Source organism: Ferroplasma sp. Type II, assembly GCF_000496155.1.
This window is the reverse complement of sequence record NZ_KI542683.1, coordinates 1-11,556: the sequence shown is the minus strand read 5'-3', so window position 1 is coordinate 11,556 and position 11,556 is coordinate 1. Positions and strand designations below refer to the sequence as shown.

Here is an 11,556-nt window from a genome sequence, read left to right as displayed (position 1 = left end):
TTATTAACTATGAAAGTAAATGATGCCCTCAACCAGAACTTTATTCTGAAATCATTCAATATATCAATAGAACGGATTAAATACAAAATGGAAGAGAGCCATACAATCAAATGCTCTTCCATGGTAGTGAAGGCATAGAACACCATGGTACATACAATATAAATGGGATAAAGAGGTCAACTACCCCTCCCTGACGGAAGGGGCTTGTTCCGTGAGGGGCATCGCAAGAGTTGATTAGGGGGCTTGAAAGACATGGTGAAAAACATGAAAGAGAAGCAGAAGTTAGATTGGAGAAATACATACACACCTACGGATGCTCCACAAGTCCGTGGCAACTGTGATCATGCATTAAACAGAGAGGAAACTCTCAGTGTGCATGGTTTAAAAACCCCTTCTAACAACCCCGATGTGGACCTACAGTCAGGCATGACTGGACAGGACCTGAGGGTTCCCGTCATAAACATGCGCAACGAACCTTTAATGCCGACAACACTAGGAAAGGCACGAAAATTATTAAAGGGAAAAAAAGCAAAGGTTGCATTCTCAAATCCATTCACTATACAACTTCTATATGCAACCGGAGAGACAAAGCAGCCAGTAACATTGGGAATTGATGCAGGATACAAGCACATTGGATTCTCTGCATTAACGGAAAGGAAGGAACTGGTATCAGGAGAAGCGGTCATAAGAACTGACATGCCAAAACTGAACGTGGAGAAATCCATGTATCGTAAAGGCAGGAGAGACAAACTCTGGTACAGGAAACCAAGATTTATGAACTGGGGGAACAACAGGGAGGGATGGCTTGCACCAAGCATAGATCACAAACTACAGACTCACATAAGACTGATTGAGAAACTTAAAAAAATACTTCCAATATCCGATATTATTATTGAGGTTGCATCCTTTGATACCCAGAAGATGAAGAATCCTGAGATGAGTGGAATAGAATACCAGCAGGGAGAACTTCAGGGATATGAGATCAGGGAATACCTCCTTGAGAAGTTCCATAGAAAGTGTGTGTACTGTGGAAAGACAAACATACCGCTGGAAATAGAGCATCTCACACCTAAATCCAGAGGCGGCTCTAATACAGTAGACAATCTTGCCATCTCATGCCATGAATGCAACCAGAAGAAGAACAACCTTACCGCAGAAGAGTTCGGATATCCCGATCTGAGAAAGAGTGCATTGATGCCGTTAAGAGATGCGGCTTTCATGAACACTGTAAGGTGGAAACTCACTCAGCTAACTGGAGCAGATCATACATTCGGTTACATCACAAAGAGGAACCGTATTTCTTTGGGGTTGGATAAGAGCCATGCCAACGATGCATTTGTGATTGCTGGAGGAACCAACCAGGCCAGGACATCTCCATTTACAATCACACAAAGAAGGAGGAACAACCGTTCTATCCAGACGAACAGGAAGGGATTCAGGCCATCAATAAGAAGGAGAAGATACCCCTTACAACCCGGTGATGTAGTGGAATTCGGGGAGAGCAGATACGACGTTGTTGGGGTCCATAGTTATGGAAATTATGTAATAATAAGGAATGGTGAAAAGAAGATGAATATAAGCACGAAGAAGGTCAAGCTGGCAAGATACGGCAAGGGATTGAGATTCAGCGCCCAATTCCTCCACACGCTTCCGCATGGGGTCTCCCTGGGGGCAGTTAGATAAAAAATAATCCCTGAATCCTTTAGGAACTGGATAGAGGATGTGTAGTTACACCCGGGAAATTTAAGTATCTCAGAATTCATTAGGATGAGAACTCCCAAAGATAGATGTTAAGATGGTTAAGGGAAACAATAACCTTGCACACCTGCATAACTTTCCATGAATTTGGAAATTCCATAATATCAGTAACATGGTCATTAAATAACATAAAGACAGGATAATATTAACAAAATTTTAAATCCGTATTTGAGATGTATTATTAATGGTTGAGGATTATGAGATCAAAACTCTCGCACAGGTGCTGATAAAATCTTTGAAGTTATATGGCAATAATTTTATATTTGGAACTACAGGTGCTGGGATGGCAGAAATTCAAGATGCTATTTCAGTTGAAAAGGGGCTAAAATGGATTCAGGCTTTGCATGAATTCACTGCAGTAAGTTCGGCTGAAGGTTATGCACTGGCAAAGAATAAGACAGGAATTGCGCTGGTTGACAGGATAGTGGGTACACAGAACTCCATTGGGGCTTTGTATTCTTCATACTTAAATATGGCCCCATTACTGGTACTTGCTTCGAGGGATATACCTGGAACACATCTCCTGAATGATCCAACAAGCCATTATTCATCAAAGCATTTGCAGGTTATTGAGCCATGGGTCAAGTGGTCAAATAATTCACAGTCTGAGGAAATGATGGAGGAGGATTTATCAAAGGCATTCTTTATTACACAGCTGGAACCGAAAGGAATTTCATTTCTCACACTGAGGCACGACCTCATGCAGAAGACCTATGACGGGCTTGAACTCAAAACCAAGAAATTTTATTATAACAAAAGGCTCCCCGATATGGACACAGTAAGAAAAATAGGAGACAAAATTCTTGCCTCTGAACACCCGGAAATATTTGTATCTCATGGTGGTAGAAATATGGAATATGTAAAAACTATGGTTGATTTTGCTTCACATTTCGGTATTGGAGTAAAAGAACGGCGATATTTCATGAGTTTTCCATTGCATAATGAGATGCATTTGGGATTTGTTCCGAGAATGTACATCCCAGAAACCGGTAATGACGATCTTCTGCTTTTGTTTGAATTTGGCATATTGCCGGGTAATGCTTTTCCAATTGACATAGATATTATTGATTTTTCTACCGAATTTGTGAGGCGCAGAGACATTTACAGTGGTGGTGATTATGGGTCTTCCAATCTTTTCAATTCCATAGATATAGAATGTGATTTGGGCCCACACTGGAACTGATAATGAAAAAAACTCATATTGACGGCAAAACCATGGAATCTATTGCCAACCGTAGGGAAGATATTAAGGAAAGCCATGATAAATTAATGAGCGATATAAAAAATATGGCTGAAAAGGATATGAAATCGGGCAAATTGACCGATAATTCCATTGGATTTATTCTTAACTCACAATGGGAAAGTGATATGGCTTTAGTTAATGGCAGTATCAGGTATTATAATGGTATTAACCAGCAAATCAAACTTGAACAACCGGGTACATTTTTCAGCAACCCCAGCGGGCACCTTGGTTCACCGGTTGGAATGGCATACGGTGCCTTCATAGCAAGGAATGAAGAGAATTATTTAAAACAAATAGGGAATTACAAACCTGTTGTATGCCTTACAGGAGATGGGGATGCCATATTCGGGAATATAACATCTGCCCTATGGAGCGTGAAGCATTATGGTCTTGGAGTTATATATATTATCATAAATAATGGTTCATGGGCAATAGAATGGCCCTATTTTGAAAACACAACGCAAAAATATATAAAAAATTCTAAGGATACCCAGTTCATAGATATTGATGCCCCAAGAATGGATTTTGCTACCATAGCAAAGGGGTTCAATGTGGATTCATATACTGTCAAAACAACTGACGAACTGGCAATAGCATTTCAGAAGGCAATAAAAACTGCCAAGAAGGGTGGACCTTCACTGATTGACGTCATATTACCGGAATTTAAGCCGGACTGATGTTATTGCCATGATTTGCTGAGAGTTATCATTTTTGGATATTTTTCAATGAATTTCATCAGCATCCAGTAAATATAAGAAACACATTTTTAATTATAAGTCCATAAAAATATCCCCACTATCTTCAGATGCTGGATACAGCAATAAATCGTAGTATCATTTATAAAATTCCTGTTTTCATATTGCAAAATTATAAAGTTAAAATATGTTTAAGCCATACTAAGAAGCCCGTGTGGGGTAATTTGGATATCCTGAAGGCCTGCGGAGCCTTAGATTCGGGTTCAAATCCCGGCGCGGGCGTAAATTTAAATTGCATAAATTCTGTATAGTTAATTATTTTAATGACCACAGATATAAATAATGCATCATTTTATTAATTGCGAGCTCTCTTTTACAACTTAGTATGAAACGATTTGAGGTCAACCTGGTATTGTGTGCATCAATCACTATGACTGGAATGCCGGCCTCCCTGACTTTTGTACTCAATGAACGTCCTGAGCTGGTAGAATGCCCAGGAGTTGTGGATATATATGTTGCCTTTCCTAACGCCTCCAAAGAAAGCGGGCTTCCTTGCGACAATATCAGTGAAGGTAGAATTGGAAGTAATAAAGATAATACATGAACCCCCTGTCAACATAATTGAGAGTTATACACCAGAAGTTTAAGAATAGGACATGTGATAATTTCCAAAGGTAGGTGTTAAGATGGTTAAGGGAAATCATAATAGAACCTAATGCGGGTGAAGGAATGTCATGGTTGGTGTATATGAAGAAATGAAATAAGCTGGCATAGTGCGTCATTAAACAATCTTGATAAGACATGAATATTCGGATTTTAGTATGATTCTGAAGATATATTTTTTATATATACAGAAATCAATTGTGATCATAAGGTAAGTATTATAATTGCATAATTAAGAATCAATAAAAAAAATGGCTCTTCATACTTTAGTATGGGTAGTTTTATTTGATATTTTTTATATTATTTCATTGACAAATGCCAGCTTTATTCAGTACTATCTGAACTTAAATTGCCATGGAAGATTGAGAAGGTATCCCCTGATCTGGTGAAAAAGGTAGTTAAGATGATATACATAACGCATGAGAAGGGTTCAAAGTTTCCTTTTTCCATCTGGTGGAAACAATGCATGATCTGTGATCATCTCATGGAAAGGATATGGAGACATCCTTACAGCATTATGCCGCAAGATTGATGAAGGGGCATATCGGAAACATATCGAATTATTTCCACACCATATAACAAACGCAAGAGGTGAATGGATCAATTCAAAGATTGCACTCATAGAGAAGATGTCTTTCGATTAGAGAAATAAGGAACACCTGAAGACAGCAATATATTTCATGTGCGGTAATTTAGAGCTTTATCCATGAACCCACACAAAAGTCGGATGACCCAAAAAAATAAAAAAATATTTTTATGCTGGTATTTACGGGTCAGATACAACACTCAGGAATATGGTCAGAGTGATGCCAGATCCCTGGTAGTGATTACCACTGCCGCTTCCAAGTCCTACATATATATCCATTATTGCACTTGCTTCTGGGCTAAGTGATTGATAGAATCCACTTGAACTTGGTGCTGTCACGTTGTATACATATCCGTTCGAACTCGCCAGATCGGTACTAAAGGGACTGGTGCTATTTACTCCTACCTGTGTTGCAGTTATGGGTGCATCTCTTGGATTGTATGTGCCGTTAGTGGATATAAATTCTTCGCCAATTGCTAGTACATGTGGTACCACTATAAGACCAACTGTTCCAGTGTTTGTTATTGTTGCCTGAAACTCTACAAATTCACCAGGAGCGAAATTATTCACTCGAACAGTGTATTCCTTTAGACCGTTAAGTGTTGAGTATGACTGATTTCCTAGACTCAGATTATAGTTTCCATTGGAATTATAATTTGCAGAGGTTGACCCTTTTGCTATCTCGTATGTGTTCTCGGTTGGACCCTGTATTGTTAAAGGTGTGTTATTCGCGTTTGTTCTGACAAGGGTCACGTTGTTTGTCCAGGCCAAATGACCTGCTGTGCTATTAATGACAGTACTTGAACCCCCAGAGAATGCAGAGAATGCAAACGTTCCCCCCATTGCTATGAGAATGGGCACTACCAATAATACGGCTAACTTTTTGTTCAATTTAGTCACCAGAATTTAATTTGTTAACTGGGAATAAGAAAATGAGAACGTTCAATAAGACACAGATTTTCATAACAGTTGACCTGAGAATTACTTAGAAAATATTGTTCTTATGTAAAATAAGTATGTGTGGTACATATCTTACATATGTATCAAAATTAGATATCTTTAATAAATAAGGGTTAAACGAATTGATGTTGGATAGTGATTGTTAAACAAAAATCTTTCCATTTCAAGGTACATTTATCCTCATCCTCCTATAATAATTATTCCTTCTCCTTCTGTAACTGTCCTTCATATTATTCAGGAACTCTCCATAGTATTCCCTGAAGCCACTGTCATTATCCCATTTGTCAAGGAACTGTTTTGGTGAATAATAATCAAGTGTGGAATGTGGCCTTATATTGTTATAGTCATAGAATGCATTCTCTATTACTGTTTTCCCTTCATTGAAGTTGTCTATTTCACTTACCCATATGTAATCTGTCTTAATTGAATTGTGGAAGGACTCAATATCTCCATTCTCTGTAGGTGTTTCCCTTTCTATGTATTCATGCCTTATCTTCATTAGCTTAAGGTAATTATTGAACTCCCTTGAGATATACTGTGGTCCATTGTCTGTCCTTAATGTAATCCCTTCCGGCACATTGCCCTGGAACTTCCTCATTATTGCATCATTTACAGCATTGATAGCATCCTTTGCAGTGCATGAAGTATTATAGTTATAGCCATACCATTCCTTTGAGAATATGTCCTTAATGCACATCAGATATGTCATTACATTCTTTGTGGGGATATATGTTATATCTGTTTCAATAACCATTTCAGGCTTATCAGCTGCAATAAGCTTTAATTCTTTCCTGTCCCTGTGGCTATGCACCGGTAGGGAAAGGTTATTGCTCTTCATTATTTTATATACTGTTTTCCTTGCTATGAGTATTCCTGAATTCCTCAACAGTGCCCATATCCTGTTATATCCATATGTTATCCTTTCCCTGCACAGCTCTATTATTTTATTTATTATGTCATTCCCTATCCTGGTGCTGTATCTTCTGTCCTCACTTTTATCATTATTCTTCCTGTAATAGTATGTAATCCTGTTTATGCCAGAATATTTCCATTCATCTCATCCACTGTACTCACCTTTTCCTCTTTATGTAATTTTTTTTTAATATTTCATTTGCTATTGTCATCTCACCTATTATCCCCTTTAATTCCTCATTCTCTTTCATCAGGGCTTTATCAGGATCCTTGCCCGCAAGCCCCTTTCTTCCACCCTCAAGGAACTGTTCCTTCCATTTATAGAACATTGATACTGCTATTCCATGTTCCCTGCATATTGATGCTATTGCAATATTAGGGTTCTGGAATGATTCCATTATTATATTGTACTTCTCATCAGCTGTATATACTCTTCCTGACACTTACATCCCCCCTTTAAATACTTATATAAATCATCTGTTATATATATCTCTTTCCAGTTGTTTAACATTAAACTATCCATAACCAACGTTCATGAAACACTTCCGCAGGGTCTACAGGAAAGTCAGGGGAATTGGTTATGGATGCTGGAGATATAATAGGCGTGTATAAGAAGAGAAATCGTGTGGAGCACTGTTTCCGTACCATTAATACAGTTGATATGGCATTTCCACTCTACCACTGGACTCCACAGAAGATAAGGGTGCACATATTCTTCTCACTTATGGCATACCTCTTTCTTGCACTCATATACAATGAAATCCACTCACATAATGAATCTGTTTCCCTTATATCCACAGTAGGATACCTGAAGGACATAAATCTCAATTATGCAATAAGAGGAAAGAGTGTAACATCGAAAATAGAATGCAAATCAGAGATCTCCAATCTCATAGGTAAAACAATGAATATGGAGAGCATGGTTAAAGATTAGTGCACCCACGCCATAGCATTTGGAAAACATTGAAAAGTGGTACTCTTAGGTCAATAAAAATAAAATAGATGTAAAATCACGATGTACAAAAACCTATTGTGATCATAAGATAAGTGTATAATTAAGAATTAATAAAAAAATAAAAAAATATTTTTATGCTGGTATTTACGGGTCAGATACAACATTCAGGTTTACATTCAGAGAGAAATGAGATCCCTGGTAGTGGTTTAAATCGTGACCGTTGTCGTTTCCAAGTCCGATGTATATTAGCATTACTGCGCTCCCTTCTGGGCTAATTGATGTGTTAAATCCACTTACTGCTGTTACGTTGTATACATATCCGTTTGAGCTCTGCAGGACACTTGCGAACTTACCCTGTGAGGCCTGTGTTGCATTGTATGTGCTGTTGACTGCAGGTGAGAATGTTGGCGCTGCTGGAGATACCATAAATCCAACTGTTCCGTTGTTCGTTATGGTAGCCATTAATTCCACATATTCCCCTGGAGCCATGTTTGTCACATTAACAACATACTCTCTTCCGCTAGTAGCTGTTGTGTAGAACTGATTTCCGAGACCTATTGTGTAGTGTCCACTATTATGGTGGTATTGCATACCTTGTCCTATTTCGTATATTTGCCCGCTTGGACCCTGTATTGTTATTGGCGTGTTATTCGCGTTTGTTCTGACAAGGGTTAGGTTGTTTTCCCAGGTTAAATGACCTGCTGTGCTATTTATGGCAGTACTTGAACCCCCAGAGAATGCGGAGAACGCAAACGTTCCCCCCATTGCTATGAGAATGGGCACTACCAATAATACGGCTAACTTTTTGTTCAATTTAGTCACCAGAATTTAATCTGTTAACTGTAAATAAGAAAATAAGAAAGTTCAGTAAGATATAGATTTTCATAACAGTTAGCCTGAGAATTACTTAGAAAATATTGTTCTTATGTAAAATAAGTAGGTGTAGTACATATCTAACATATGTATCAAAATTAGATATCTTTAATAAATAAGGGTTAAACCATTCTATACTTCTAATATTTATGAACAAAAAACTAAATGTAGCACTTATTATAATAATCGCAGTTATTCTTATATTCTCATCATTGATAATAATAGAACCCAGAGAGCATACTAAATATATAAGTGAAACTGATTTTAGATCGAATTTACAAGTAAATATGCAGGCTAATCTCACAAATAACGGTTTGTACAGTTCATCAACTCTCTATAACCCAGGTGTGGTTTATCAACATATACTTAAAAATATGACGGTTTACATTAACGGGAACTTTCTTTCTTCTGGAAAACAGTCAGTTATTATATCATATACCATATATGTGGACTCTGCCAACCCCTCCTGGAACAAAACATTTGCTTCCAACGTTACCGGTTTTACATTTAGTGGGAGCCATTCAATACATTATATGGTAATTCCCCTCAACTTAAGTTATCTGTATAATCAATCTGCAAACATAGATAATCAGCTTGGGTATAACAGTCAACCTTCAACAGTGGGTGTCAATGTTACAGTGACAAATCCTAACCATAGTGTGTCTTCCAGCACGGACATAACCATATCCCAGGGTAATGAAAAGTACCTGATCTCTTATGGAAAACCTGCGGATCTTACTGGAACTACACAGTTAAAAGATTCATACGGACACCGGCCCTTTGTGAACATACCAATTATTTATGGCTACATAGTAACATTATTAGCTGTCACAGCTCTAGTTTTCCTAATAGTTTCATATATAGGCCTACCAAGGAAAAAGAATAAAATGGAGGTAATACTCGGGGAATATGGGGACAGGATAATTGATATAGATGTAATGCCCAAGGGAGGAATAGTAAGGGTCGATTCCTTTGAGGAGCTCATCAAGCTATCCGATGCCTACCATGAACCATTATTCAACATAAGAAGAGAAAATATGTTCTTTGTTTCCCATGATTTCAAAAATTATATTTTTCCAGGATTTGGTGATAAAAAATGAATAGAATGGCATCATTTATTTTAGCATACGTTGTGGTATATCAGCTTTCCTTGCATTACATAAAGAATACATTGATTACTGTATTAGTATCACTTCTTCTGCTGCTGCCGTTTATATTCGGTATCAAAATTAAATTAGACAAAGATGTGGTAAAAATAGCAATACTTGGAATATTTTTGGAGATTTTTCTCCTTGAACCGGGAATAGCATTCAATAGGGTTTCATTCCATTTTTACCCTTCAACACTTCCTGCCATAATTATTTATTCTGCCTTAGGTGCCTTTTCTTTTTGTCTTATACTTTTAGGATTTAAAAAATCGAGAATAGAAAACTTTGCTAGTAGAGGACTGATTTTCGGTGCCATAATCCTGTTATTCTATTATCCATACAACGTACTGATAGACCCAAAAATCATTTTTTCCCTTGCTGTGTTTAATATTGTTTTCATGTTCTTCTTTGCAATAACTGTAATGTTTATTTATTACAAGACCAATTACAATTTTATTGCAGCATTTATATTCCTTTTTACATTCATATTATTTAATTCCCTTTCTATAAACATTTCAGTATCAAAGTATTATTATCTTATATGGGAAATGGTTACCCTTTCACTGATTATTTTTATCTCAGATGTTGTTATAAAAACATCGTACCAGTTTGAAAATATATTTAAAGGCAGCAAAATAGACCTTAAAAAAGCAATTAGAAAGTCAAAATCCCTAATTGCCCTAATAGTCGTGATAACCATAGTTTCTGTAATGGTAACACCAGGAATTGTTGATCACAGCTACTTTGTGATAGGAGACCCTACTGGAAGCATGTCTCCTGTAATAAAACCTGGATCGGTGCTCTTTGTAGGACCTGTTAAACCATCACAGGTGAAAGTGGGGGAAATAATAGTATTCAATGCACCCTGGGAAAACGGAACATTATTTGCACACCAGGTAATACGCATATGTTATATTGGTGGTCATGAATATTTCAGAACAAAGGGGGTTGCAAATCCATCAGAGGATCCTAAACCGGTACCCACATATGATGTCAAAGGTCATGTTCTGTTTTCTATACCATATCTTGGATATGCACTGATTTATTCCAAAGTGATTTTAGCCATAATTTTCATGGGTGTGGCCGGTCTTATACTGTACCCGAGCAAGAGTAAAAAATCATGGAAGCCAGATGGAACAGGGTGGTAGAAATGTATGGTGTTATAAATAATATTCTTAGGGGTGAATGATATGGTGAATAATCTTGAAATAGTATTTGACAGCAATGAATGGGAAGATAGCTACAACGAACCACTTGACGGAGTTTCAAAGGAATACAAATTTGACCTTATTATACACTCCAGGAAAACTAACGAGAGAATACCGGTAGTATTGCTGAAAGGTAGTAATGAAAATAAAATGAAAAAGGTAAAAGAGTTTATAGATATGGTGCCTAAGAACAAATTCAAAAGAAAAATTGCTATATACAGTGGTGTTGTAGGACCTGAAATAAAGGAAACAGTTTTAAAATACGGAATGAAACTATATAAAAAAATAATAATGAACGAAGGTAACATGGCAAAAATAATAAAAATACCAGGTGCCCAATTCTTTGATGGCTATGATAAAGAAATAGAAAAAGGATATGAGAAAATCGAGAGACGCGAAAAAATATTTATAGTGAGGGAAATTCTACAACTATTGAAAAATAATGACGACGTGAATATCACCAGAATAATATACAAATGTAATTTAAACTATAGATATGCTATGAAACTTTTGGAAACCCTTATCGAGAAAGGAATTGTTGATTATATAGAATAT

At 37.0% G+C, this 11,556-nt stretch carries 13 protein-coding genes and 1 tRNA gene; 10 read left to right on the top strand and 4 right to left on the bottom strand.

Translation table 11 applies throughout. From position 1 onward, the window contains the following. Window positions 1-9: 9 nt before the first annotated feature. From AMDU4_RS00730 to AMDU4_RS00705, 6 genes are all read left to right on the top strand, one after another. Window positions 10-138, top strand: coding sequence for a hypothetical protein (locus AMDU4_RS00730; RefSeq protein ID WP_290703797.1), 129 nt, complete (start codon window positions 10-12; stop codon window positions 136-138). Window positions 139-264: 126 nt separating this feature from the next. Continuing rightward, entirely contained in the window at window positions 265-1,683 is a 1,419-nt protein-coding gene (gene iscB / locus AMDU4_RS00725) for an RNA-guided endonuclease IscB (protein ID WP_021786091.1), read from the top strand. Window positions 1,684-1,942: 259 nt separating this feature from the next. Further along, window positions 1,943-2,941, top strand: a complete 999-nt coding sequence (locus tag AMDU4_RS00720) for a thiamine pyrophosphate-binding protein (protein WP_021786090.1) — start codon at window positions 1,943-1,945, stop codon at window positions 2,939-2,941. A gap of 2 nt (window positions 2,942-2,943) precedes the next feature. Beyond that, window positions 2,944-3,678 (top strand): thiamine pyrophosphate-dependent enzyme, encoded by a 735-nt coding sequence (locus AMDU4_RS00715; protein WP_021786089.1) that lies wholly within the window; start codon window positions 2,944-2,946, stop codon window positions 3,676-3,678. A 226-nt stretch (window positions 3,679-3,904) separates the two neighbouring features. Continuing rightward, window positions 3,905-3,978 (top strand) — tRNA-Arg (locus AMDU4_RS00710). Between the two features lie 230 nt (window positions 3,979-4,208). Then, window positions 4,209-4,343 carry a hypothetical protein gene (locus AMDU4_RS00705; RefSeq protein ID WP_021786088.1) on the top strand — a complete coding sequence of 45 codons (135 nt, stop codon included), beginning with the start codon at window positions 4,209-4,211 and terminating at the stop codon, window positions 4,341-4,343. A gap of 782 nt (window positions 4,344-5,125) precedes the next feature. On the opposite strand, the gene AMDU4_RS00700 is transcribed toward AMDU4_RS00705, so the two are convergent. From AMDU4_RS00700 to AMDU4_RS00690, 3 genes are all read right to left on the bottom strand, one after another. Then, a complete protein-coding gene (locus tag AMDU4_RS00700; RefSeq protein ID WP_290703794.1) occupies window positions 5,126-5,845 on the bottom strand; it encodes a hypothetical protein in 720 nt (239 codons plus the stop codon). A 223-nt stretch (window positions 5,846-6,068) separates the two neighbouring features. Further along, a complete protein-coding gene (locus AMDU4_RS00695) occupies window positions 6,069-6,941 on the bottom strand; it encodes an IS3 family transposase (protein WP_290703813.1) in 873 nt (290 codons plus the stop codon). Between the two features lie 34 nt (window positions 6,942-6,975). Next, window positions 6,976-7,260 (bottom strand): transposase, encoded by a 285-nt coding sequence (locus tag AMDU4_RS00690; protein ID WP_021786085.1) that lies wholly within the window; start codon window positions 7,258-7,260, stop codon window positions 6,976-6,978. Window positions 7,261-7,397: 137 nt separating this feature from the next. Here AMDU4_RS00690 and AMDU4_RS00685 point away from each other — a divergent pair, with 137 nt between their 5' ends. After that, window positions 7,398-7,751 (top strand): hypothetical protein, encoded by a 354-nt coding sequence (locus AMDU4_RS00685; protein ID WP_021786084.1) that lies wholly within the window; start codon window positions 7,398-7,400, stop codon window positions 7,749-7,751. 165 nt (window positions 7,752-7,916) lie between these two features. Here the strand turns inward: AMDU4_RS00685 and AMDU4_RS00680 are convergent, their stop codons facing one another. After that, on the bottom strand, window positions 7,917-8,537 hold the full coding sequence (locus AMDU4_RS00680) for a hypothetical protein (RefSeq protein ID WP_290703791.1): 621 nt from the start codon (window positions 8,535-8,537) through the stop codon (window positions 7,917-7,919). A gap of 257 nt (window positions 8,538-8,794) precedes the next feature. On the opposite strand from AMDU4_RS00680, the gene AMDU4_RS00675 reads away from it, so the two are divergent. From AMDU4_RS00675 to AMDU4_RS00665, 3 genes are all read left to right on the top strand, one after another. After that, a complete protein-coding gene (locus AMDU4_RS00675; RefSeq protein WP_021786082.1) occupies window positions 8,795-9,745 on the top strand; it encodes a DUF5305 family protein in 951 nt (316 codons plus the stop codon). Next, window positions 9,742-10,941 (top strand): signal peptidase I, encoded by a 1,200-nt coding sequence (locus AMDU4_RS00670; protein ID WP_021786081.1) that lies wholly within the window; start codon window positions 9,742-9,744, stop codon window positions 10,939-10,941. Before AMDU4_RS00675 ends, AMDU4_RS00670 begins: the two co-directional genes overlap by 4 nt. A 42-nt stretch (window positions 10,942-10,983) precedes the next feature. Next, window positions 10,984-11,556: winged helix-turn-helix domain-containing protein (locus tag AMDU4_RS00665; protein ID WP_021786080.1), on the top strand; the 573-nt coding region annotated here is incomplete at its 3' end.